Origin of the sequence: Pseudomonas fluorescens (genome assembly GCF_018614655.1) — a bacterium.
Classification (GTDB): domain Bacteria; phylum Pseudomonadota; class Gammaproteobacteria; order Pseudomonadales; family Pseudomonadaceae; genus Aquipseudomonas; species Aquipseudomonas fluorescens_BX.
The window spans coordinates 67672-91698 of the sequence record NZ_JAGGOG010000025.1 but is presented as its reverse complement, the minus strand read 5'-3'; the positions used below and the strand labels follow the sequence as shown (position 1 = coordinate 91698).

Sequence of the window (24027 nt, the reverse complement as noted above, 5' to 3'; positions counted from 1 at the left end):
CGATTTATCGTCCGATGAACAAGTACTATACGTGCGGCTTGTGCCTGCTCGTCCTGCAAAACAGTGCCCTGGCCCTGACTCTGCCCGCCAGCCCCGTCACTGCCTTGGCCGTCGATGACGAACGTGTCGACCTGAAAACCCCGACCACCGCCGGCTCCCGCTTGAACCTCACCGCCTTGCAAACCCCTGGCAGTGTCGAGAGCCAAACCGGCGAGCAGATCCGCGAGCGCGGCGACGCCAGTGTGCAAGACGCTATCTCCCGTGCCACCGGTATCAGCCGCACCGGCACCCCGGGAGACGGCGGCACCTCGTTATCCGCACGAGGCTTCACCGGCCAGGGTTCGGTGATGCAGCTGTATGACGGCAATCGCATGTACACCGGCATGGGCACCTCGACGTTCCCGGTGGACACTTGGTCCGTCGAGCGCGTCGATGTCCTGCGCGGCCCGGCCTCGGTGCTGTACGGCGAAGGCGCAACCGGCGCCGTCGTCAACACGATCCCGAAAAAGCCCTTCGAGGGCGAAATCGAAAACCATATCCGCCTGGGCTACGGCTCCTATGACCGTCAGCAGCAAGCCCTCGACAGCGGCGGCTCGCTGACCGATCAACTGAGCTACCGCCTCAACGTCAATCGCCTGCGCAGCAACGGCTTTATCGACCGTGGCGATTCGGGCAGTGACTTCGTCAGCGCCGCCCTGCGCTGGCAGGCCGCCGACAACCTGAGCTTCACCCTCGCCCACGATTACGGCGACCAGCGCCCGCAAAACTATTTCGGCACGCCGTTGATCAATGGCCACCTGCAAAAAAGCCTGCGGGACAAGAACTACAACGTCAGCAACGACACTCAGCACTACAACGACCAGTGGACCCGCCTGACCAGCGAGTGGCAGATCAACGACACCGTCAGTGCTACCAACGAGCTGTATTACCTGAAGAACCAGCGCCGCTGGCAGAACGCCGAGAACTACAACTTCACCAATGGGCAACTGACCCGTAGCGGCAACTTCGGCATCAAGCACAATCAGGAACAGGTGGGCGATCGCCAGACCTTTACCTTTAAGCACACGCTGTTCGGTCTCGACAGCCAAACCGTGGCCGGTGTGGATTACAACCGTATTCGCTTCCGCCTGGCGAGTAACTCGCCGTTCAACGACGTGCTGGAAAGCGGCCAGCCAATCGACCTGTATCACCCGGCACCCGCCCCTTTCGAGAGCAAGGATCCGTTCAAGCCGCAGTTCGCGACCACCACCAAGCAGGTCTCGGGCTTCGCCGAAAACCGTTTGCAACTGACCGAGCAACTGTCTCTCATCACCGGCATCCGCCGCGACTATGTGCATGTGGATCGCGACAACCTTACCGGTGGGGCCCAAACCGACAAGACCCTCACCGGCAACAACTGGAAAGCCGGCCTGGTGTACACCATCACCCCGGACACCTCGGTCTACGGCCAGTACGCCACCAGCACCGACGGCGTGGGCGGCCTGATCTCCCTCAGCCCGAGCCAGCAACAGTTCGACCTATCGACCGCCAAGCAGACCGAGATCGGTATCAAGCAGACGTTCTGGGACCTGCGCGGCGAATGGACCCTGGCGGCGTATCACATCGTCAAAAAGAAACTGCTGACCGATATTCCGGGCAACCCTGACTTCAAGCAGCAAGTCGGCCAACAATCATCCAACGGGCTGGAAGCCAGCCTCGACCTGCAACTGCCCAACGCCTGGCAACTACAAGCCAACGCCGCCATCGTTCGCGCCCGGTACGACGACTTCAAACAAGACGTCAACGGCGTGCAGGTTTCCCGCGACGGCAATCGCCCGGTGGACGTCCCACGCCGCACCGCCAATCTGTGGCTGAGCAAGGCTGTCACCGACAACCTCCGCACCGGCGCTGGCGTACGGTATGTCGACGCACGCTACGCCGATATCGCTAACCAGAACGAGCTGGCGAGCTACACCGTGGTCGACGCCACCGTGTCATGGAAGGCCATGCGTAACACGACACTGGGCCTGCAATTGAATAACCTGTTTGACCGTACCTACGCCGTAAGCCAATACAATGACGGCCAGCAATGGATCCTTGGCGAACCACGGTCGTTTTTCGTGACCGCCGACTACACCTTCTAGTTGAATGCAACATCTTCCAATGTGGGAGCGGGCTTGCTCGCGAAAGCGGCCTTTCAGTTAATGCAGCAGTGCCTGACACTCCGCTTTCGCGAGCAAGCCCGCTCCCACAAGGGATAGGTGTTTTATTTGAGAATATCAATGACCTCACTCAACCTCACCAACCTCGCCTGGACCCCACTGGGTCACGGCCACTGTCATCACCAGTTCCAACTGCGTGATGCCAGCTTGCAGGTGGCTGCGGGGGAGTTCGTCGGGTTGATCGGCCCCAACGGCAGCGGCAAGACCAGCCTGTTGCGCTGCGCCTATCGGTTCAGCAAACCACAAAATGGTGAAGTCTCGCTCGAACACCAAAACGTCTGGAAGCAATCTGCACGCTGGAGCGCCCGACGCATCGCCGTGGTGCTGCAGGAGTTTCCCGACGCCTTCGGTTTGCGAGTGGACGAAGTGGTTGCCATGGGTCGCACGCCCCACAAGGGGTTGTTCGACAGTGATACGGAGCACGACCGGCAACTGGTCCAGCAAACCCTCGAATCCGTCGGTTTGCTGGGCTTTGAAGACCACGCCTTCGCCACCCTCTCCGGCGGTGAAAAACAGCGCGTGATCCTGGCGCGCGCCCTGGCCCAGCAACCGCAGTTGCTGATCCTCGACGAGCCTACCAACCACCTCGACCCGCGCTATCAGTTGCAACTGCTGCAACTGGTAAAGCGCCTGAACATCGCCACCCTGGCCAGCATTCACGACCTGAACCTGGCTGCCGCCTTTTGTGATCGCCTGTACGTGATCAACCACGGGCGCATCGTTGCCAGCGGCACGCCCCACGAAGTACTGACCATCGAACTGCTGCGCGAGGTGTTCGGCGTCGAGGCGTTGATCGACACTCACCCGCTGTCCGGCTGCCCCCGAATCACCTGGATAACCCAACCATGATCCTGCGCTCCCTGCTGTCAGTCGCCCTGTTGCTCGGCACTTCTCAAGCCTTCGGCGAAGCGACCCATTACCCGCTGAAGATCCAGAGCTGCAACCGCACGGTGGCGTTTCAGGAAGCGCCAAAGCATGCGGTCAGCCATGACATCAACATGACCCAAATGATGCTTGCCCTGGGGCTGAAGTCTCATATGGCTGGCTACAGCGGCGTCACCGGCTGGAAGTCGGTCACTGCGCAGATGGCGCAGATTCTTGATGGTTTGCCGGAACTGGCGAGCAAATACCCCTCCGTGGAAACCCTGCTCAACGCCAACGTCGATTTCTTTTTCGCCGGCTGGGACTACGGCATGCGCGTCGGCGGCGACCTCACCCCGCAGACCCTGCAACCCTTGGGCATCAACGTCTATGAGCTGACCGAGTCCTGCGCTTTTGTAATGAAGCGCCCGGCGGCAACGCTGGACGACACCTATAACGACCTGCGCAACCTGGGCAAGATCTTCGACGTGCAGGACCGCGCCAATGCACTGATCGCGCAGATGCAGGCACACGTTGCCGAGGTGCAAAAAAACCTGCCCACCGACAAACCGCGTGTGTTCCTCTACGACAGCGGCGAAGACCGCGCCATGACTTCCGGTCGACTGGGCATGCCCCAGGCGCTGATCGACGCCGCCGGCGGGCGCAACATTCTCGATGACGTGGAATCGAGCTGGACCCGCGTCAACTGGGAAACCGTAGTGGAGCGCAATCCTCAGGTGATCGTGATCGTCGACTACAGCGAAATCACCGCCGAGCAGAAAGAACAATTCCTGTTGAACAACCCGGCGCTGCAGTCAGTGGATGCCATCAAGAACCAGCGCTTTATCGTCATCCCGTACGTGCAGGCCACGCCGGGCATCGACAATGTGCTGGCGGTTGAAACCCTGGCCAAGGGGTTCCACGGCGAATGATCAACCGTCGCTATGCCCTGCTGCTGAGCGCCCTTGGCACGTTGTTGCTGGTGTCCTGCGTGGTCTCGCTGGCATTCGGCTCGGCGCGGGTACCGGTGGACGTGGTGTGGCGGATCTTGCTGCACAAGACGTTCGGGATCGGTGAAGTGGATTGGACGGTTGGCCAGGAACATATCGTCTGGCTGATCCGCGTGCCACGCATGCTGCTCGGCGCGCTGGTGGGCGCCGGGCTGGCGCTCATCGGTGCGGTGTTGCAGGCAGTGACACGTAACCCGCTGGCTGATCCGCACCTGCTGGGCGTCACGTCCGGCGCCACCCTCGGCGCGGTGATTGTGGTGCTGCATGTGGGTGAAATCGTCGGCCTGCTGACCTTGCCCATTGCCGCCTTTATCGGCGCACTGCTGAGCATGATCGTGGTGCTGGCGGTGGCCAGCCGCAACGGCCGGCTGGAGAGTGATCGCCTGCTGCTGTGCGGTGTGGCGGTGTCGTTCGTGATGATGGCGGTGGCCAACCTGCTGTTGTTCATGGGCGATCATCGGGCGGCGTCGGCAGTGATGTTCTGGATGCTCGGCGGCCTGGGCTTGGCGCGTTGGGAGCTGCTGGTTATCCCGACCGTCAGCGTGTTGCTCGGCTTGCTGTTACTACTGGGAATGGCGCGCCCGTTGAACGCCTTGATGGCCGGTGAGCAAACCGCCGTGACCCTCGGCCTGAACCCCCGCAATGTCCGCCTGAAGGTATTCCTGATTGCCTCGCTGATGACCGGCGTGCTGGTGTCCATCAGCGGCTCCATCGGCTTTGTCGGCCTGATGGTGCCGCACATCGCCCGGCGCCTGATAGGCGCCGAGCACCGTCGACTACTGCCGGTGTGCGTGCTGTTGGGCAGCCTGTTCCTGGTGTGGGTCGATGTCGCTGCGCGCACCCTGATTGCACCGGAAGACTTGCCCATCGGCGTAGCCACTGCTGCCATCGGCGGGCTGTTTTTTATCGGGCTGATGCGCAAGCGCTGACATCGCCCCGTTGTAGCGCATCTTGGCGCACCAACCCTGCGAACCTGCCAGCTCATGGTGCATTGATGCTGCCAGGCCCTGAATAAAACGACCATTTCCTGCCTTTGTACGACTAGGCACACCGCTTGCAAAGCTCCACTCAACTTGTCCCTCGATAACAACGTTGAGTCACGGAGATCGCACCATGAAGCGTCGCAGTTTGATCAAGGCTTTCACTCTGTCGGCATCCATTGCCGCCATGGGCCTGACCTGGACCGTCCAGGCCGCCGAGACCATCAAAGTCGGCATCCTGCACTCGCTGTCCGGGACCATGGCCATCTCCGAAACATCGCTTAAAGACATGGCGTTGATGACCATCGACGAGATCAACGCCAAGGGTGGGGTCAACGGCAAGATGCTGGAGCCGGTGGTGGTGGACCCGGCCTCCAACTGGCCGCTGTTTGCCGAAAAAGGCCGGCAGTTACTGACTCAGGACAAGGTCGCCGTGGTGTTCGGCTGCTGGACGTCGGTGTCGCGTAAATCGGTGTTGCCGGTGTTTGAAGAACTCAACGGCCTGCTGTTCTATCCCGTGCAATACGAAGGCGAAGAAATGTCGCCCAACGTGTTCTACACCGGTGCCGCGCCGAACCAGCAGGCGATCCCTGCCGTGGAGTACCTGATGAGCGAAGAAGGCGGCAGCGCCAAGCGCTTCTTCCTGTTGGGCACCGACTATGTGTACCCGCGTACTACCAACAAGATCTTGCGCTCCTTCCTGCACTCCAAAGGCGTAGCCGACAAGGACATCGAAGAGGTCTACACCCCGTTCGGTCATAGCGATTACCAGACCATCGTGGCCAACATCAAAAAATTCTCTGCGGGTGGCAAGACGGCGGTGATCTCCACCGTCAATGGCGACTCCAACGTGCCGTTCTATAAAGAACTGGCCAACCAGGGCCTGAAGGCCACCGATGTTCCAGTGGTCGCGTTCTCGGTGGGTGAAGAAGAACTGCGCGGTATCGACACCAAGCCGCTGGTGGGCAACCTCGCCGCGTGGAATTACTTCCAGTCGGTAGAGAACCCGGTGAACCAGAAGTTTGTCGCGGATTGGAAAGCCTACGCCAAGAAACACAACCTGCCGGGCGCCGATAAAGCGGTGACCAACGACCCGATGGAAGCCACCTACGTCGGTATCCATATGTGGGCGCAAGCGGCGGAAAAAGCCAAGTCCACGGATGTCGACAAGGTTCGCGAAGCCCTGGCCGGCCAGACCTTCGCCGCACCGTCGGGCTACACCCTGACCATGGACAAGACCAACCACCATCTGCACAAGCCGGTGATGATCGGCGAGATCCAGGCGGATGGGCAGTTCTCGGTGGTGTGGCAGACCGAAGGGCCGATCCGCGCCCAGCCGTGGAGCCCGTTCATTCCGGGGAATGACAAGAAGCCGGATTATGCCGTCAAGAGCAACTAAGCCACGCCACAGATCAAATGTGGGAGCGGGCTTGCTCGCGAAAGTGGAGTGTCAGGCACTGTTGCATCAACTGACAGACCGCATTCGCGAGCAAGTCGAATCGTCGCACCGCCGCTCCCACATTTTGACCGTGTATGATCAGGACCTTTGTTTATGCCCACTGCCCTCAAACGCTATTTCCTGACGCTGCTGCTTGTGCTGCCCTTCTCCGCACACGCCGGCGACGCCGAAGACTTCCTCGCGGCCAACCCGACCCAACAAGCCAAGCTGCTCCAGGACTGGGCCGCCCAACCCGACCCGGCCCGCATCGAGCTGGTCAACGCCCTGCAACAAGGCCAACTCACGGTCAACGGAGAAACCAAAGCCGTGCGTTTGAACAATCGCCTGCGCGGCCTGATCGACAACGTGCAGGCCAGCCAACAGCTGCTCGCCGCTGATCCCAAGGTACGCCTGGCTGGCGCGCAACAACTGCAAAAAAGCGCGCAACCCGCGCAACTGAAATTCCTCGACCAGCAAGTGGCCGCCGAAACCAACGAAGGCGTCCACACCGCCCTCAGCCTGGCCCTGGCCAACCTGCAACTGGTCGACACCGACCCGGCCGTGCGCCTAGCCGCTGTGCGTTTGCTCGGCAGCACCGGTGACCCGCTGGCCCGCACGCGTCTTGAAGCTTTGCTCGCCCCAGGCGTCGAAGCGGACGCGGCCGTACACACCGCCGCCGAAACCAGCCTGGCCCAGGTCAAGCGCAAACTGATGGTCGGCGAGGTTCTCGGCCAGGCGTTCAGCGGCATGTCCCTGGGTTCGATCCTGCTGCTCGCCGCCCTCGGTCTAGCGATCACCTTCGGCTTGCTCGGAGTGATCAATATGGCCCACGGCGAGATGCTGATGCTCGGCGCCTACTCCACCTACATGGTGCAGTTGCTGATGCAGCGCTACGTGCCGCAAGCCATCGAGTTCTACCCGCTGATCGCGCTGCCAGTGGCGTTCTTTGTCACCGCCGGGATCGGCATGGCTCTGGAACGCACAGTGATTCGCCACCTCTATGGTCGCCCGCTGGAAACGCTGCTCGCCACCTGGGGCATCAGCCTGATGCTGATCCAATTGGTGCGTCTGGTGTTCGGTGCACAGAACGTTGAAGTGGCCAACCCGGCCTGGTTGTCGGGCGGGATTCAAGTGCTGCCGAACCTGGTGCTGCCGTACAACCGCATCGTGATCATCGCCTTCGCGCTGTTTGTGGTGGTGCTGACCTGGCTGCTGCTGAACAAGACCCGCCTGGGCCTCAACGTGCGGGCCGTGACCCAGAACCGCAACATGGCGGCCTGCTGCGGCGTGCCCACCGGACGCGTCGACATGCTCGCCTTTGGCCTCGGTTCCGGCATCGCCGGGCTGGGCGGTGTGGCCTTGAGTCAGATCGGCAACGTCGGCCCGGACCTGGGCCAGAGCTACATCATCGACTCGTTCCTGGTGGTGGTGCTCGGCGGCGTCGGCCAGTTGGCCGGCAGCGTCATGGCCGCCTTCGGCCTGGGGATCGCCAACAAGATTCTTGAACCGCAGATCGGTGCCGTGCTCGGCAAGATTCTGATCCTCGCGCTGATCATTCTGTTTATCCAGAAACGCCCGCAAGGACTCTTCGCACTGAAAGGACGGGTGATCGACTGATGAACCAGCCATTGATGCTGACGGCCACGCAAAAGGCCGGCCCCAAGGTAACGATTGCGGTCGGCGCAGTGATCCTGATCCTGCTGCTGGCCATGCCGCTGCTTTCCCTGCTGTCGCCGGACAATCCGCTGCACGTCTCCGCCTATACCTTGACCCTTGTGGGCAAGATCCTGTGTTACGCCATCGTCGCCCTGGCATTGGACCTGGTGTGGGGTTACGCCGGAATGTTGTCCCTGGGCCACGGTTTGTTCTTCGCCCTCGGCGGTTATGCGATGGGTATGTACCTGATGCGCCAGGCTTCCGGTGATGACCTGCCGGCGTTCATGACCTTCCTGTCGTGGACCGAGCTGCCGTGGTATTGGGTCGGCACCAATCACTTCCTCTGGGCCATGTGCCTGGTGGTGTTGGCGCCCGGCTTGCTGGCCTTGGTGTTTGGTTTCTTCGCTTTCCGCTCGCGGATCAAGGGCGTGTATTTCTCGATCATGACCCAGGCCCTGACCTTCGCCGGGATGCTGCTGTTCTTCCGTAACGAAACCGGTTTTGGCGGCAACAACGGCTTTACCAATTTCCGCAGCATCCTCGGGTTTGGCATCACCGAACCTGGGACGCGGGCGGTGTTGTTTGTGGCCACGGTGCTGTTACTGGTGGCGAGCTTGTACATCGGCTGGCGCCTGGCGCAAAGCAAGTTCGGCCGGGTGCTGACGGCACTGCGCGATGCAGAAAATCGCCTGATGTTCTGCGGTTACGACCCGCGTGGTTTCAAGCTGTTTGTCTGGGTATTGAGCGCCGTGCTGTGTGGTTTGGCGGGTGCGCTCTATGTGCCGCAAGTGGGGATTATCAACCCCAGCGAAATGTCGCCGACCAACTCCATCGAAGCCGCCGTGTGGGTTGCGCTCGGCGGGCGCGGCACGCTGATCGGGCCACTGCTGGGTGCCGGTGTGGTCAACGGCATGAAGAGCTGGTTCACCGTGGCATTTCCCGAGTACTGGCTGTTCTTCCTGGGGGCGTTGTTCATCATCGTCACCTTGTATTTGCCCAAGGGCGTGATCGGCCTGCTGAAGAAAAGGGGCGACCAATGAGAATCACAGCGACGGCAGAATTCATGCTCGAACCGATCCTTGAACCCAATAAAGATGCCGGTAGCAGTCGCGACGCCATTGGTCTTGGCCAAGCTGCTGGCAAGGGCCTCAATACCCGCCATGGCACCATCCTGACCCTGGAAGACATCAGCGTCAGCTTCGACGGCTTCAAAGCCCTTAACGACCTGAACCTGTACATCGGCGTCGGCGAATTGCGCTGCATCATCGGCCCCAACGGCGCGGGCAAGACCACGCTGATGGACGTGATCACCGGCAAGACCCGGCCCAGCCACGGCAAAGCCTGGTTCGGCGAAACCCTGGACCTGACGAGCATGAGCGAAGTACAGATTGCCCAGGCCGGGATCGGGCGCAAGTTCCAGAAACCTACGGTGTTCGAAGCCTTGAGCGTGTTCGAAAACCTGGAGCTGGCGCAGAAGACTGACAAGTCGGTGTGGGCCAGCCTGCGGGCACGCCTGAGCGGTGAGCAGAAGGACCGTATCAGCGAAGTGCTCGACACCATCCGCCTCACCGCCTCGGTCAATCGCCCGGCCGGTTTGTTGTCCCACGGCCAGAAGCAGTTCCTGGAGATCGGCATGCTGTTGATGCAAGACCCGCAACTGTTGCTGCTGGACGAACCGGTGGCCGGCATGACCGACGCCGAAACCGAATTTACCGCCGAGCTGTTCAAGCGCCTGGCGGGCAAGCACTCGCTGATGGTGGTGGAACACGACATGGGGTTTGTCGGCTCGATTGCCGACCACGTGACGGTGTTGCACCAGGGCAGCGTACTGGCCGAAGGGTCGCTGGAACAGGTTCAGGAAAATGAGCGGGTGATCGAAGTGTATTTGGGACGGTGAACTGTAGCCGCTGGCGCAGCCTGCGATGGGCAGCGAAGCGGCCCCGACATTCCAACGAACATGAAGGTCCTTCGGCCCTTATCGCAGCCTTCGGCAGCGGCTACAGGGTACGAACCAGAGGGAATTTGAACATGCTGCAAGTCGATAAACTGCACCAGTACTACGGCGGTAGCCACATCCTGCGCGGCCTTTCGTTCGACGTGAAAGTCGGTGAAGTCACCTGCCTGCTGGGCCGTAACGGCGTGGGCAAGACCACCTTGCTCAAATGCCTGATGGGCTTGTTGCCGGCCAAGGAAGGCGCGGTGAACTGGGAAGGCCGCGCCATTACCGGTTTCAAACCACACCAGCGCGTCCACGCCGGGATCGCCTATGTGCCCCAGGGCCGGGAGATTTTCGGGCGATTGACGGTGGAGGAGAACCTGCTGATGGGCCTGTCGCGTTTCCCCGGTTCCGAAGCCAAGGAAGTCCCGGCCTTTATCTACGAACTGTTCCCGGTGCTGCTGCAGATGAAGCAACGCCGTGGCGGCGATTTGTCCGGCGGCCAGCAACAGCAGTTGGCGATCGGCAGGGCCCTGGCCAGCCGCCCGCGCCTGCTGATTCTCGATGAACCCACTGAAGGTATTCAGCCGTCGGTGATCAAGGAGATCGGTGCGGTGATCAAGCAACTCGCCGCACGCGGTGATATGGCAATCCTGCTGGTGGAGCAGTTCTACGACTTCGCCGCCGAACTGGCCGACCAGTATCTGGTGATGTCCCGGGGTGAAATCGTCCAGCAAGGCCGTGGAGAAAATATGGAAAGCGAGGGTGTGCGCGGTCTCGTTACGATCTAATCTGTAGCGTCCTGACGATAAGCACTGACCATGACCCTGCCTGCCGCAACCGCCCTGTTCACCCCCAGCTGGCACGCCGAGCTGGAACTCGGCTACGCCCGTTTTGGCGATACCACACGCCCGGTCCTGCGCCGCCATCTGGGGCCGCTGCGGGTGCAGAAGCACCTGTATGCCGAAGGCCCCGAGGTGTGCCAGCACATCATCGTGCACCCACCGGGCGGGATTGCCGGCGGTGACCGCCTGAATATCAACGTGGATGTCGCCGAAGGTGCTTGGGCGCAGTTGACCAGCCCGGGAGCCGCCAAGTGGTACCGCGCCAGCGGCCCGGCCTATCAGCAGGTGGCGTTGACCGTGAAAGCCGGCGCCACTCTGGAGTGGCTGCCCCAGGAAACTATCGTGTTCAGCGCCGCCCAGGCTGAACTGAGCACACGCATTGACCTTGAAGGCGACGCCCGGCTGTTTTATTGGGACGTGATAGCCCTGGGACGCCCGGCCAGCGGCGAGCGCTTTGACCTCGGGCACTTCCAGTCGGCCCTGGATATCCGCCGCGAAGGCCAGTTGATTTGGCATGAACGCCAGCGCATTGTGGGCGCCGACGGGTTGCTCGACTCGCCGATTGGCCTGGACGGGCATCCGGTGTTTGCCACCTTGCTGGTGACCGGTGATATCGACAGTGAGTTGCTGGAGCAGTGTCGCTCCCTGCCCCATGCGGTGTGCGGCGACCTGACCCAGTTACCCGGCCTGCTGGTGGCGCGTTGCCTGGCCAGCGAAGCGCTGCTGGCGCGCAGCTGGTTGATTGATTTGTGGCGATTACTGCGCCCGGCGATGCTGGGGCGTGAAGCGGTTTCACCCAGAATCTGGAGCACATGAAGATCAACATGTGGGAGCGGGCTTGTGTGGGAGCGGGCTTGCTCGCGAAGGCGTGGTGTCAGTCGCTCAATGTTTGGCTGACCCACCGCTTTCGCGAGCAAACCCGCTCCCACATTTTGATCTTCGGTGTTTTTAAGAATGTTTTTCATGACGGACTAAACAATGGACCTGACCCCACGGGAAAAAGACAAACTGCTGATCTTCACCGCCGGCCTTGTGGCCGAGCGGCGGTTGGCGCGCGGTGTGAAGCTCAACTATCCGGAAACCATTGCCTACATCTGCGCCGCGCTGCTGGAAGGCGCCCGTGACGGCCGCACCGTGGCCGACCTGATGCATTACGGCACCACCCTACTCAGTCGCGAGCAAGTAATGGAAGGCATCCCGGAAATGATCCCGGACATCCAGGTGGAAGCCACCTTCCCCGACGGCACCAAACTGGTCACCGTCCACCAACCCATCGCTTGAGGCCCGGCCATGTCTTTGCTGATTCGTGACGCGGTACACGGCGACCTGCCGGCGATCCGCGATATTTACAATGATGCAGTCCTGAACACCACGGCGATCTGGAATGAACAACCGGTAGATCTGGACAATCGCCAGGCCTGGTTCAGCGCGCGGCAGGCACAGCGCTATCCGGTCCTGGTGGCCGTCGACGATGATCAAGTGCTGGGCTACGCCTCATTCGGTGACTGGCGGCCCTTCGAAGGCTTTCGCCATACCGTCGAGCACTCGGTGTACGTGCGCAACGACCAGCGCGGCAAAGGCCTCGGCCCGCGTCTGATGGAAGCCCTGATCGAACGGGCGAAAACCTGCGACAAGCACGTGATGGTCGCCGCCATCGAAAGCGCCAACCAGGCTTCAATCCGCCTGCATGAGGGCCTGGGGTTCATCACCACCGGGCAGATGCCGCAAGTGGGCACCAAGTTCGGCCGCTGGCTGGACCTGACCTTCATGCAACTGACGCTCAACCCAGGCGCTACGCCCTCCAAGGAGTGACACCGATGAACGCCGCCCAACTGCGTCAAGTCAATGCTGAAAGTTTTGCCCATTACCGTCAGGGCTTGATTGAGTTGTTGCTGGACGCAGTGAAGCATGGGGCATCCGTAGGGTTCATGGCCGATTTCGACGAGGCCCAGGCCCGCACCTATTTGAGCGGTGTACAGGCCGCCGTCGAAGACGCCAGTCTGCTGCTGTGGGTGGTGGTGCGCGATGAACAGGTACTCGCCAGTGTGCAATTGGCGTTGTGCCAGAAAACCAACGGACTGAACCGCGCCGAGGTGCAAAAGCTGCTGGTGCACAGTGAGGCTCGCCGTCGAGGCCTGGGCCAGCAACTGATGAATGCCCTGGAACTGAGCGCCCATCAGCATAAACGCGGCCTGCTGTACCTGGACACCGAAGCCGGCTCCGACGCCGAAGCCTTCTATCAGTCCCTGCGCTACACCAGGGTCGGCGAACTGCCCAACTACTGCCAAAGCCCGGACGGGCGCTACAGCCCGACCGCCATCTACTTCAAGACCCTGGGGCAACCTGAATGATTCCTGGCGAATACCGGATCCAGCCTGGCGATATCGAACTCAACGTCGGCCGCCGTACCATCAGCCTGAGCGTGGCCAACAGCGGTGACCGACCGATCCAGGTCGGCTCCCATTACCACTTTTTCGAAACCAACGACGCCTTGACGTTTGACCGTGCCGCCAGCCGCGGCATGCGCCTGAACATCCCGGCGGGCACGGCCGTACGGTTTGAGCCGGGACAAAGCCGAGAAGTGGAACTGGTGGATCTGAGCGGGTTGCGCCGCGTTTATGGGTTTGCTGGCCGAATCATGGGCAACCTGTAGCCGCTGGCGAAGCCTGCGATGGGCTGCGAAGCGGCCCCTGGCATTTCAAATTGAACGAAGGTCCTTCGGCCCTTATCGCAGCCTGGCGGCAGCGGCTACAGGTCGACTCAAATGTCCAAGGAATATCGATGAAAATTTCCAGACAAGCCTATGCCGACATGTACGGCCCCACCGTCGGTGACAAGGTCCGCCTGGCCGATACCGAACTGTTCGTCGAAGTGGAACAAGACTTCACCATTTATGGCGAAGAAGTGAAGTTCGGCGGCGGCAAGGTGATCCGTGATGGTCAGGGCCAGAGCCAGTTGTTGGCCGCCGAGGTCGTCGACACGCTGATCACCAACGCGCTGATCATCGACCACTGGGGCATCGTCAAGGCCGACGTGGGTCTGAAGAACGGCCGCATCGCCGCCATCGGCAAGGCCGGCAACCCGGATACCCAGCCCGGCGTGACCATCGCTGTCGGCGCCAGCACTGAAGTGATCGCCGGCGAGGGCATGATCCTCACCGCCGGCGGCATCGACACCCATGTGCACTTCATTTGCCCGCAGCAAATCGAAGAAGCTCTCAGCAGCGGCGTCACCACCATGATCGGCGGCGGTACCGGCCCAGCCACCGGCACCAATGCCACCACCTGTACCTCAGGCCCTTGGCACCTGGCGCGGATGCTCCAGGCTTCGGACTCGTTCCCGATGAACATCGGGTTCACCGGCAAGGGCAACGCCAGCCTGCCGGAACCGCTGATCGAACAGGTCAAGGCCGGTGCCATTGGCTTGAAGCTGCATGAAGACTGGGGCACCACGCCCGCCAGCATCGACAACTGCCTGAGCGTTGCCGACGAGTACGACGTGCAAGTGGCGATTCACAGCGACACCCTCAACGAATCCGGTTTCGTCGAAACCACCCTGGCCGCGTTCAAAGGCCGCACTATCCACACCTACCACACCGAAGGTGCCGGTGGCGGCCATGCACCGGACATCATCAAGGCCTGCGGCTTTGCCAACGTGCTGCCCAGCTCCACCAACCCGACCCGGCCGTTCACCCGTAACACCATCGACGAACACCTGGACATGTTGATGGTCTGCCATCACCTCGACCCCAGTATTGCCGAAGACGTGGCCTTCGCCGAAAGCCGTATCCGCCGCGAGACCATTGCCGCCGAAGATATCCTCCACGACCTCGGCGCGTTCTCGATGATCAGCTCCGATAGCCAGGCCATGGGCCGCGTCGGAGAAGTCATCACACGCACCTGGCAAACCGCCGACAAGATGAAAAAACAGCGCGGCCCACTGCCGGGCGACGGCGAAGGCAACGATAACTTTCGCGCCAAACGCTACATCGCCAAGTACACCATCAACCCGGCGATCACCCATGGCATCAGCCATGAAGTGGGCTCCATCGAAGTCGGCAAGTGGGCCGACCTGGTGCTGTGGCGCCCGGCGTTTTTCGGGATCAAGCCCACCCTGATTCTCAAGGGCGCAGCGATTGCTTCAAGCCTGATGGGCGATGCCAACGCCTCAATCCCCACGCCGCAACCGGTGCACTACCGCCCGATGTTCGCCAGCTTCGGCAGCGCGCTGCACGCCACCAGCCTGACCTTTATCAGTCAGGCAGCCTTGGCGGAAGGCTTGCCACAGGCGTTGGGATTGAAGAAGCAGATTGCGGTGGTCAAAGGTTGTCGCCAGGTGCGCAAGACCGATCTGATCCACAACGATTACCTGCCGGACATCGAGGTCGACCCGCAGACCTATCAGGTCAAGGCCGACGGTGTATTGCTGTGGTGTGAGCCGGCCGATGTGCTGCCGATGGCCCAGCGCTACTTCCTGTTCTGACCGTTCATCGGCACAGACCTGCTGCGCCAGTGAAGCGAAGAGGCGTAAGGCGCTACGATGCGCCACGCCTCTTCACTGTCTTGCACTTGGGAACCCGGCCATGCGCCTATCCGAATTCATCGTGTTACACACCGATCAGATCGTCGATGAATGGGAGCAATTTGCCGGAACCCTGACCCCCGCCGCAGATACCTTGAACCGCACGCAACTGCGCGACCACGCCCGTTCGATTCTGATGGCCGCCGCACGAGACATGACCACCCGCCAGAGCGCCAGCGAACAAGCCGCCAAGGCCAAGGGCGAAGGCCCTGAGAAAACCCCCTGCCTGGACGAAGCCGCCGCCAGCCATGGCGAGCTGCGTCACACCGTAGGCTTTGACCTGGTGCAGATGACCTCCGAGTTCCGCCATCTGCGTGCGTGTGTGATCCGGCTGTGGGTCAATAGCCTGGAATCACCGGAGTTGACGTACTTCCAGGACATGATCCGCTTCAATGAAGCCATCGATGAAGCGCTGGCCGAATCCACGGCCGCTTACGCCGAGCAGGTCAATCGCTCGCGGGATATTTTCCTGGCCATCCTCGGCCACGACCTGCGCGCGCCGTTGCAGGCGGTGAACATGTCAACCGAGATGTTGTTGCGCAAAGCCCAATTGGACAGCAATGGATTGAGCCTGGTGGGCAATATCAAGAATGGTGCCCGGCACATGGGGGCGATGGTCAGCGACCTGCTGGAGTTTGTGCGCCACCGACTGGGCAGCAGCCTGCCTATCGAGCCCAAACCCATGGACCTGGCCGACGCGGCGCAAGCAGCCATTGATGAAGCGTGCGCGGGGCATCCGGAATGTCATCCGGGCTTGCATATTCAGGGTGATACCCAAGGGCAGTGGGATCGCGGGCGAATTGATCAGTTATTGCAGAACTTGATTGGCAACGCGTTGCAGCATGGCCAGAACAGCCAAGCGGTGACGCTGACCCTCAACGGTACAGCCGACACGGTGGTGCTCAGTATGCACAACTACGGCACACCGATCCCCTCGGCCGCCCTCGGCACCGTATTCGATCCGCTGGTACGCAGCGCCAGCGAAGAGCTGGGCAACGCTTCGACGAGTCTCGGATTGGGGTTGTTTATCGTCAAGCAAGTGGTGAACGCCCATCGGGGGACGATTGAAGTGACGTCCACCGAGGCGCAAGGCACCACGTTTACCGTGACGCTGCCGCGCAAGCCTAAAATCCCGTAGCAGCTGTCGAGCGCCAGCGAGGCTGCGTAGGCCTCACCATCAGTCCCAGCCGTCCAGCACCGAGTCGCTCCCGACGCAGCCTCGCTGGCGCTCGACAGCTGCTACGGGAATGTTGTGGCTGGTGCGGATTCAGGGAGTTTGCACCAAGCGCCCCAATCGCTGCTTGAGCATCTGGTTCTCGGCCCGTAATTGCTGGACCTCCTCCAGCAGGTCCAGCGCCAGGGCGACGCCTTCCCATTCCAGGTCCAGGTCCTTGCGCAGCGTCGACGCGCGCTTGGCCAGGGCCAGTTCGTAGTCGGTGAAATGCCAGGATTCGGGGCTTTTCCCCACGGGCTCGACGATGCCGTGTTCAACGATTTCGATCACGTAGGCCACCGACAACTCGGTGGCCTCACAAAACTCTGTCATGTTCACTTGAACCACACGGGGACTGCTCATCGTTAGCTACTCCATGTTTCTCTCGGATCAAAAGCGGCTTTTTTCGCCAGTTCCTGCCACAACGCTTTGACTTCATCGTCGGTGTTTTTCGGCATGACCGCCTTGAGCTGCACAAACAGATAACCGCGCTGCCCGGCCTTGTTCAGCAAGCCATGACCCTTGGCACGCATACGCTGGCCGTTCTGGCTACCGGCCGGAACCTTGAGGTTGATCTTGCCGGTCAGTGTCGGCACGGCAACTTCAGCGCCCAACGCCAACTCCCACGGGGCCAGCGGCAGGGTAATGATCAGGTTTTCGCCTTCCACATCGAATTTCGGATGCGGCGCGAACTTGATGATCAGGTACAGATCACCATTGGTACCGCCACCGACCCCTGGTGCGCCCTGGCCCTTGAGGCGGATGCGTTCGCCGTCGGTCACGCCGGCCGGGATTTTCACATTCAGGCTTTTGGTGGTGTTGCTGACATGCTGACCGGCCGCGTTGTACTGCGGCACCTGGAAGTTGATCGGCTTGGACTCGTTGGACAGGGTCTCTTCCAGAAACACCGGCAATTCCATTTCCACATCTTGCCCTCGACGCCCGGCGCTACGGCCTTGAGCACCACCAAATCCATTGCCACGGGAACCGAAAATCGAGCTGAAGAAGTCCGAAAAGTCGCCTGTGTCCTCACCACCACCGCCGCCATAGCCGCCACGGCTCTGCCAGCCCGGTGGCCCCTGGAACGGCTGGCCATGCTGACCATATTTGCGCAAATCGTCGTATTCGGCGCGTTTATCGGCGCTTTTCAGCGCTTCATAGGCCTCGGACGCGTCCTTGAATTTGGCTTCGGCGTCCTTTTCCTTGCTGACGTCGGGGTGATATTTACGCGCCAGCTTGCGATAGGCGGTCTTGATCGCCTTGTCGTCTGCCGTCGGTTCAACGCCGAGAATCTTGTAATAGTCTTTGAAGTCCATCGGGGGCATCACCATCCGTTATCGATATCGCACTGCCTGAGGCACAGCATGCGCCTGTTTACGGCGTCTGGATTGACCGATCTCAATCTTGTGACCTGAGGGTACGTCAGAAGTTTATCGGCGGCATGACAGACAAACTTGATCATTGCGTCAGCCACCAACCGTATGGAGGGGATTTGGGGGCAAAGACTGATCTTTCAAGGTAACAAGTACGATGACTTTAGCGGATAGTCGGCCTACGCATCTGGACGCAGGTGACATACACTGCGCGGCCGTTTTTTAACCGGAACCTGAAAGACATGAAAAACGAATCCCCAGCCCGTGCCTGCGGCATCGACTTTGGCACGTCCAACTCCACTGTCGGCTGGATCCGCCCCGGCATGGAAACGCTTATCGAGCTGGAGGACGACAAGATCACCCTGCCATCGGTGGTGTTCTTCAACTTCGAAGAACGCCGTCCGGTCTACGGTCGCCTGGCGCTGCACGAGTACCTGGAAGGCTATGAAGGGCGCTTGATGCGCTCGCTCAAGAGCCTGCTGGGCTCCAAGCTGATCAAGCACGACACCAGCGTGTTGGGCACAGCCATGCCGTTCACCGACTTGCTGGCGTTGTTTATCGGCCAGCTCAAGAGCCGCGCCGAGGCCAATGCCGGGCGTGAGTTCGAGGAAGTGGTACTGGGCCGCCCGGTATTTTTTGTCGACGATGACCCGATGGCCGACAAAGAGGCCGAAGACACCCTGGTGGACGTCGCCCGCAAGATCGGCTTCAAGGATATTTCGTTCCAGTACGAACCGATTGCCGCGGCGTTCGACTACGAGTCGACCATCGAGCGCGAAGAGCTGGTGCTGATTGTCGACATCGGCGGCGGTACTTCGGACTTCTCCCTGGTGCGCCTCTCGCCTGAACGTCGCAACCACGACAACCGCCACGACGACATTCTCGCCACCGGCGGCGTGCACATCGGCGGGACCGACTTCGACAAGCAACTTTCGCTGGCCGGCATGATGCCGCTGTTCGGCTATGGCAGCCGTATGAAAAGCGGCGCCTACATGCCCACCAGCCATCACATGAACCTCGCGACCTGGCACACCATCAACTCGGTGTACTCGCAAAAATCCCAACTGGCCCTGGGCAGCATGCGCTACGACATCGAAGACACCGGCGGCATCGACCGTCTGTTCAAGCTGATCGAACAGCGCGCCGGGCACTGGTTGGCCATGGAGGTGGAAGAAACCAAGATCCAACTGACCCATGACGAGAGCCGCCATGTGTTGCTGGATCGGGTTGAGCCGGGGTTGAGCGTGGAACTGAGCCGGGCACTGTTCGAATCGGCCATCGACAACCTGCTGGAGCGGGTGCGTAACAGCGTCACCCAGCTGCTGAATGATGCTTCGGTGGACGTGGCCCAAGTGGACACGGTGTTCTTTACCGGTGGTTCCAGCGGCATTCCGGCGCTGCGCCAGAGTGTGTCGGCGATGCTGCCGAATGCGCGGCATGTGGAAGGCAATATCTTTGGCAGTATCGGTAGCGGGTTGGCGATTGAGGCCAGCAAGCGGTACGGGTACTGAGTTTTAGCTGAAACCGTGGCGCGCCCTTCGCGAGCAAGCCCGCTCCCACCTTCGACCGCATTCTAATGTGGGAGCGGGCTTGCTCGCGAAGGGGTCAGTCCAGACAACATCAATCCCTACACCATCCCCGCCAGCTTCAACTCACTCTTCAAATACGCATAATAAATCGGCCCCGCCACCACGCCCGGCAGGCCGAATGCGGCTTCGAACACCAGCATTGCCAACAACAACTCCCACGACTTGGCACTGATCTGCCCGCCGACAATGCGTGCGTTGAGGAAGTATTCCACCTTGTGGATCACGATCAGGTAGCCCAGCGCCGCCACCGCCACCCAGATCGACAGCGACAGCGCGACGATGGTGATCAGGGTGTTGGACATCAGGTTGCCGATCACCGGCAGCAAGCCCAGCAGGAAGGTCAGCACGATCAGGGTCTTGGTCAGCGGCAGGTGAATCCCGCACAGCGGCAGGACCACTGCGAGGAACACAGCGGTGAACGCGGTGTTGAGCGCGGCGATTTTGATTTGCGCGAACACGATATTGCGAAAGGCTTGAGCCAGCAGGTGCAGGCGATCAAACAGCGCCGCCGCCAAGGGCTTGCGCTTGGTCAGGTCCGGCACGCGCTGCAAGGCGATGATTGCCCCCAGCACCATGCCAATCAGCAAGGTCACGAACATATGGGCCGCGTCCTTGCCCACCAGTTGCAATTCGCTCAGGTGCTTGCTCAACCATTGCCCAATGGCCACGCGGAACTCGGCGGCGCTGGCAGGCAGGTAGGCGTCGAGAAACGGCGGCAATTGGCCGCGTGCCCGATCGACGACGCCCATGAATTTGTCCAGGGAAGCCCCGGGATTTTCTGCTTCGTGGAGCAGGAAGCTGATAGCACCGGCAAAGATCAGAGTCAGGATGCTGACGATCAAGGTCCCCAGCAAGGCTACCGCCAGCCAGCGCGCACGTCGGCCTTCGATCAGCCGCTGCAACTGCGGGGTGAGCATGTTGACCAGTTCATAGACCAACAATCCAGCCAGTAGGCTGGGCAGCAGTTTCAACGGCAACACCAGCAGCAATCCGCCAAAAATGATGATGTAGCTGGCCAGCAACAACACGTGACGCTGAGAAAACGTTGGCATACAGCCTCAAAACGAACGGCGTTAAAGGATGTGCGTAGGAGCAAGCAAACTCGCTCCTACAGCAGAGGGCTGCGCACGAGTGTCGCAGCCTTCCATAGCCGGGGGCTATTATTTCTTCAGGCAGGTGCTCATAAAGGTTTTACGCGCATCGCCGGTCAGTGCCTGGGTTTTGGCCGTGGCGTTGCAGTCTTTCATCTTCTGCTGCTGCGGGGTCAGGGTCTTGGCATCGTTGGCAGCCGGAGCGGCCTTGAGGCAGGTGCTCATGAATGCCTTGCGATCATCACCGGTCTTGCCACTGGTCTTGGCTTCGGCGTTGCAAGTGGTCATTTTTTGTTGCTGAGCCGTCTGTGCGGCAGTCGCGGCAAAGCCTTGGGAACACAGCAGCAGGCCCATCATCAACAACGGAATACGCAGCATCTTCATGGAGTTTTCTCCCTGTTACCGTGCCGAGGGGCACGGACTCCTCCGCAGTGTAGACAAACCGTGTTACACCTTCACCTGCTACGTATGTTTGCCTGACGATATTGCTCCGGCGTACACCCGGCCTGGCGCTGAAACATGGCAATAAACGCCGAGGCAGTGCTGTAGCCCAGATCGAAGGCCACTTCCTGGACACTGCGGGCGCTGTCCAACGCCTCGATAGCCGCCAGGAAGCGCAGGCGCTGGCGCCATTCACCAAAGCTCATGCCCAGCTCGCGAACAAATTGCCGGGCCAGGGTGCGCTCGCTGACGTGCACCTGTTGCGCCCACAGGGCCAAGGCCCGGTTATCCCCCGGATCCGCCTGCATGCCTTCAAGCACACTGAGCAGGCCGGGATTGCTGGCGTACGGCAGGAAGCAGTCGTGCACCGGTGCCTGCTTGAGTTGATCCACCAGGACCTGGGCCAGACGTACGTCGGCTTCACTCTGGGGGATATTCACATCGCGCTCGGCGAAGTCGCTGAGGATCGCCTTGAGAATGTCGCTGATGGTCAAGGTGCATGGCTGCGGCGGCAGTTGCTCGCACAACTCCGGCGCCAGGTACACCGAGCGGTAGACAATGGCTTGAGCGTTGTAGGAGCTGTGCTGGGTGTTCGGCGGAATCCACAGCGCGTATTGCGGTGGCGACATGAAGCGGCTGCCGGCGACCTCGAAACGCATCACGCCCCGGGCCGAATAGTCCAGCGAGCCCCAGGCGTGCTGGTGGGCACTGGCATGGGTGTCGGCCTCGAACTCCGAATAGCGGAAGTACACCGGAGCCGGCAGCGCGTCGAAATCAGGGAGGTTGATGTACTTCTTGGGCATATTGTCTGGATACAGAGGTCGGATGGCTGGATCGAAGTATAGGCTTCGATCCAGACAAAGGATAATCAACCCTTATCCACGCTCCTGGTTCTTCTCGATGCAATACGCTTATCCATTACTGGCCATTTTTATCTGGGCCGGCAATACCGTGATCAACAAACTGGCGGTGGGCGCGATCTTCCCCGCCGAGATTGGCTTTTACCGCTGGCTGCTGGCGGGGATTCTGTTCACCCCCTTTATGCTCAAGCCGGTGATCACCCACTGGCCGCTGATTCGCCCTAACCTTGGCAAGATCTTCATCCTTGGCGTGCTGGGCATGGCGGTCTATCAGAGCCTGGCGTATTACGCCGCGACCCTGACCTCGGCCACCAACATGGGCATCATCCTGTCGCTGATGCCGCTGATGGCCTTGACTGCGGCGATCATCAGCCTCGGTCAACGCCTGACCTTTGGCGCCCTGACCGGTGCGGTGCTGTCGTTTGCCGGGGTGCTGGTGGTGGTGTCCTCCGGCAGCCTCTCCGTGCTGCTGCAACATGGCTTGAACCTGGGGGACGCGATGATGCTGGTTGCCACCCTGGCCTATGCGATCTACAGCACCTTGCTGAAAAAGTGGCAGCTGCGCCTGCCGCCGCTGGTGTTGCTGTACTTGCAGGTGCTGGTGGCGGTGGTGGTGCTGTTTCCGCTGTTCCTCATGTCGGAAAAGGTCGGGCTGGGCTGGTCGAATATTCCGCTGGTGATGTACGCCTGCTTGCTGGCCTCGATGCTCGCGCCGTTGGCGTGGATGCATTCGGTCAAGCATTTGGGGCCGAGCCGCACCACGCTGTTTTTCAACTTGCTGCCGTTGATTACTGCATTGATTGCGGCGGTGGTGTTGAAGGAACAGTTGGCGTCGTATCACCTGGTGGGCGGCGTGCTGACCTTGGGTGGGGTGATCTTGTCGGAGCGTTGGACGACGCCGGTTAGCAGGAAGGTCAGCGTCGCCTGAGACATCGCCTTCGCGAGCAAGCCCGCTCCCACATTCGACCGCATTCCAACGGATGGACTCGGTCGAATGTGGGAGCGGGCTTGCTCGCGAAGAACGATAACTCGGTCTACCTGCTAAACCCCGGCGGCCTTCAACCGCTGGGCATGCTCGACAAATAGCCTGATGGGCTCCGCGCCCTTGCCTACCAGCCCCAGGGGCTGGTTGACGATATCGAAGTGGTTCAGGGCGTAGTCATCGCCGATCACGGTGCCCAGGTGCGAGCTGTAGCGGCCGACCATGCCATCGCACTGGTCCTTCTCACGGACGAAGGTTTTGGCAAATAGCCGGCAACTGCGATTAGTCCCCTCCAACAGGTTGCGCCCACGGTCGGCCTTGCCCGGTTGCAAGGTGCCGGACCAGGAGTAATAGCGCACACCGTTGACCTCCTCGGCGCCCTGCCCGCCCCAGGTGTCTGGCATCCCCTGCGGATACTGACGATTGAACAGCGCCACACCCTCGCTGGTCAGTGAATGGTGAGAGGCATGAATATCTGCCGCAAAACGTGGGCCGCGATAGCCGGTTTCCAGCCAGCCCATCATCACGCCAACCAACCTCAGCAGCGCACTCATGATGCGACCCTTGGCGCTATCCGCGGGGTAATGGGTATGGATATGGTCCGCCAGCTCCGAACCATGGTTGGGGCCGGCCACCGAGGTCACCGAGGCCACCCATTCCGGGCGCCTGGCCGCGGCATAACGTGCGGTCAGCGAGCCCTGGCTATGGCCGATCAGGTTGACCTTGTCGGCCCCGGTTTCCCGGCGAATCTGCTCGATCTGCGCCAGTAACTGTTCGCCGCGCACTTCACTGGAGTTGAGCGGTGCCACCTGTATCGGGAACACCTGCGCTCCACCGGCGCGCAACGCCGGAACGATACCGTACCAATACGGGTACAGCACCAGGCGCACAAACCCGAGCATGCCCGGCACCAGCACCAGGGGATAACGCGTGGCCAATGACTGCGGCATGGGGCGAACGTCCTTGAACG

24 protein-coding genes are annotated in these 24027 nt (G+C 60.9%); 18 read left to right on the top strand and 6 right to left on the bottom strand.

Translation table 11 applies throughout. From position 1 onward, the window contains the following. Positions 1 to 14 precede the first annotated feature (14 nt). From J7E41_RS23935 to J7E41_RS23860, 16 genes are all read left to right on the top strand, one after another. Positions 15 to 2123 (top strand): TonB-dependent receptor, encoded by a 2109-nt coding sequence (locus J7E41_RS23935; RefSeq protein WP_214996769.1) that lies wholly within the window; start codon positions 15 to 17, stop codon positions 2121 to 2123. A gap of 138 nt (positions 2124 to 2261) precedes the next feature. Continuing rightward, positions 2262 to 3050 (top strand): ABC transporter ATP-binding protein, encoded by a 789-nt coding sequence (locus J7E41_RS23930; protein ID WP_214996768.1) that lies wholly within the window; start codon positions 2262 to 2264, stop codon positions 3048 to 3050. Then, positions 3047 to 3994 (top strand): ABC transporter substrate-binding protein, encoded by a 948-nt coding sequence (locus tag J7E41_RS23925; RefSeq protein WP_214996767.1) that lies wholly within the window; start codon positions 3047 to 3049, stop codon positions 3992 to 3994. The genes J7E41_RS23930 and J7E41_RS23925 overlap by 4 nt, the downstream gene beginning before the upstream one ends. Next, positions 3991 to 5001, top strand: coding sequence for a FecCD family ABC transporter permease (locus J7E41_RS23920; protein ID WP_214996766.1), 1011 nt, complete (start codon positions 3991 to 3993; stop codon positions 4999 to 5001). The genes J7E41_RS23925 and J7E41_RS23920 overlap by 4 nt, the downstream gene beginning before the upstream one ends. 184 nt (positions 5002 to 5185) lie before the next feature. Next, positions 5186 to 6451 (top strand): urea ABC transporter substrate-binding protein, encoded by a 1266-nt coding sequence (gene urtA, locus J7E41_RS23915; protein WP_214996765.1) that lies wholly within the window; start codon positions 5186 to 5188, stop codon positions 6449 to 6451. A gap of 153 nt (positions 6452 to 6604) precedes the next feature. Continuing rightward, positions 6605 to 8107, top strand: coding sequence for an urea ABC transporter permease subunit UrtB (gene urtB / locus J7E41_RS23910; protein ID WP_214996764.1), 1503 nt, complete (start codon positions 6605 to 6607; stop codon positions 8105 to 8107). After that, entirely contained in the window at positions 8107 to 9186 is a 1080-nt protein-coding gene (gene urtC, locus J7E41_RS23905; RefSeq protein WP_214996763.1) for an urea ABC transporter permease subunit UrtC, read from the top strand. Before urtB ends, urtC begins: the two co-directional genes overlap by 1 nt. Next, on the top strand, positions 9183 to 10043 hold the full coding sequence (gene urtD / locus J7E41_RS23900) for an urea ABC transporter ATP-binding protein UrtD (RefSeq protein WP_214996762.1): 861 nt from the start codon (positions 9183 to 9185) through the stop codon (positions 10041 to 10043). Before urtC ends, urtD begins: the two co-directional genes overlap by 4 nt. A 131-nt stretch (positions 10044 to 10174) precedes the next feature. Further along, positions 10175 to 10873, top strand: a complete 699-nt coding sequence (gene urtE / locus J7E41_RS23895; protein ID WP_214996761.1) for an urea ABC transporter ATP-binding subunit UrtE — start codon at positions 10175 to 10177, stop codon at positions 10871 to 10873. 30 nt (positions 10874 to 10903) lie between these two features. Next, positions 10904 to 11743: an urease accessory protein UreD gene (locus J7E41_RS23890; RefSeq protein ID WP_214996760.1), complete on the top strand. Its 840-nt coding sequence runs from the start codon at positions 10904 to 10906 to the stop codon at positions 11741 to 11743. Between the two features lie 162 nt (positions 11744 to 11905). Further along, positions 11906 to 12208 carry an urease subunit gamma gene (locus J7E41_RS23885; protein ID WP_214996759.1) on the top strand — a complete coding sequence of 101 codons (303 nt, stop codon included), beginning with the start codon at positions 11906 to 11908 and terminating at the stop codon, positions 12206 to 12208. Between the two features lie 9 nt (positions 12209 to 12217). After that, the gene (locus tag J7E41_RS23880) at positions 12218 to 12739 is read left to right on the top strand and encodes a GNAT family N-acetyltransferase (RefSeq protein ID WP_214996758.1); all 522 of its coding nucleotides are present in this window, start codon (positions 12218 to 12220) and stop codon (positions 12737 to 12739) included. Positions 12740 to 12744: 5 nt separating this feature from the next. Next, on the top strand, positions 12745 to 13278 hold the full coding sequence (locus tag J7E41_RS23875) for a GNAT family N-acetyltransferase (protein WP_214996757.1): 534 nt from the start codon (positions 12745 to 12747) through the stop codon (positions 13276 to 13278). Beyond that, complete coding sequence (locus tag J7E41_RS23870) at positions 13275 to 13580, top strand: urease subunit beta (RefSeq protein WP_214996756.1); 306 nt, start codon at positions 13275 to 13277, stop codon at positions 13578 to 13580. Before J7E41_RS23875 ends, J7E41_RS23870 begins: the two co-directional genes overlap by 4 nt. A gap of 128 nt (positions 13581 to 13708) precedes the next feature. Next, entirely contained in the window at positions 13709 to 15409 is a 1701-nt protein-coding gene (gene ureC / locus J7E41_RS23865) for an urease subunit alpha (protein ID WP_214996755.1), read from the top strand. Between the two features lie 100 nt (positions 15410 to 15509). Further along, positions 15510 to 16646, top strand: coding sequence for a sensor histidine kinase (locus J7E41_RS23860; protein WP_214996754.1), 1137 nt, complete (start codon positions 15510 to 15512; stop codon positions 16644 to 16646). A gap of 129 nt (positions 16647 to 16775) precedes the next feature. Here J7E41_RS23860 and J7E41_RS23855 read toward each other — a convergent pair whose 3' ends face one another. Together J7E41_RS23855 and J7E41_RS23850 are read right to left on the bottom strand one after the other, a co-directional pair. Next, positions 16776 to 17084 (bottom strand): chaperone modulator CbpM, encoded by a 309-nt coding sequence (locus J7E41_RS23855; RefSeq protein WP_214996753.1) that lies wholly within the window; start codon positions 17082 to 17084, stop codon positions 16776 to 16778. 2 nt (positions 17085 to 17086) lie between these two features. Then, complete coding sequence (locus J7E41_RS23850) at positions 17087 to 18037, bottom strand: DnaJ C-terminal domain-containing protein (protein ID WP_214996752.1); 951 nt, start codon at positions 18035 to 18037, stop codon at positions 17087 to 17089. Between the two features lie 299 nt (positions 18038 to 18336). Here J7E41_RS23850 and J7E41_RS23845 point away from each other — a divergent pair, with 299 nt between their 5' ends. Continuing rightward, positions 18337 to 19605: an Hsp70 family protein gene (locus tag J7E41_RS23845; RefSeq protein ID WP_214996751.1), complete on the top strand. Its 1269-nt coding sequence runs from the start codon at positions 18337 to 18339 to the stop codon at positions 19603 to 19605. Positions 19606 to 19721: 116 nt separating this feature from the next. Here J7E41_RS23845 and J7E41_RS23840 read toward each other — a convergent pair whose 3' ends face one another. From J7E41_RS23840 to J7E41_RS23830, 3 genes are all read right to left on the bottom strand, one after another. Beyond that, positions 19722 to 20735, bottom strand: coding sequence for an AI-2E family transporter (locus J7E41_RS23840; protein WP_214996750.1), 1014 nt, complete (start codon positions 20733 to 20735; stop codon positions 19722 to 19724). A gap of 108 nt (positions 20736 to 20843) precedes the next feature. Further along, a complete protein-coding gene (locus J7E41_RS23835; RefSeq protein WP_017478381.1) occupies positions 20844 to 21158 on the bottom strand; it encodes a PsiF family protein in 315 nt (104 codons plus the stop codon). A 71-nt stretch (positions 21159 to 21229) separates the two neighbouring features. Further along, positions 21230 to 22018 carry an AraC family transcriptional regulator gene (locus J7E41_RS23830; RefSeq protein ID WP_214996749.1) on the bottom strand — a complete coding sequence of 263 codons (789 nt, stop codon included), beginning with the start codon at positions 22016 to 22018 and terminating at the stop codon, positions 21230 to 21232. A gap of 97 nt (positions 22019 to 22115) precedes the next feature. On the opposite strand from J7E41_RS23830, the gene J7E41_RS23825 reads away from it, so the two are divergent. Further along, entirely contained in the window at positions 22116 to 23003 is an 888-nt protein-coding gene (locus J7E41_RS23825) for a DMT family transporter (protein ID WP_214996748.1), read from the top strand. Between the two features lie 113 nt (positions 23004 to 23116). Here the strand turns inward: J7E41_RS23825 and J7E41_RS23820 are convergent, their stop codons facing one another. After that, positions 23117 to 24007 carry an esterase/lipase family protein gene (locus tag J7E41_RS23820; RefSeq protein WP_214996843.1) on the bottom strand — a complete coding sequence of 297 codons (891 nt, stop codon included), beginning with the start codon at positions 24005 to 24007 and terminating at the stop codon, positions 23117 to 23119. Positions 24008 to 24027: the final 20 nt, after the last annotated feature.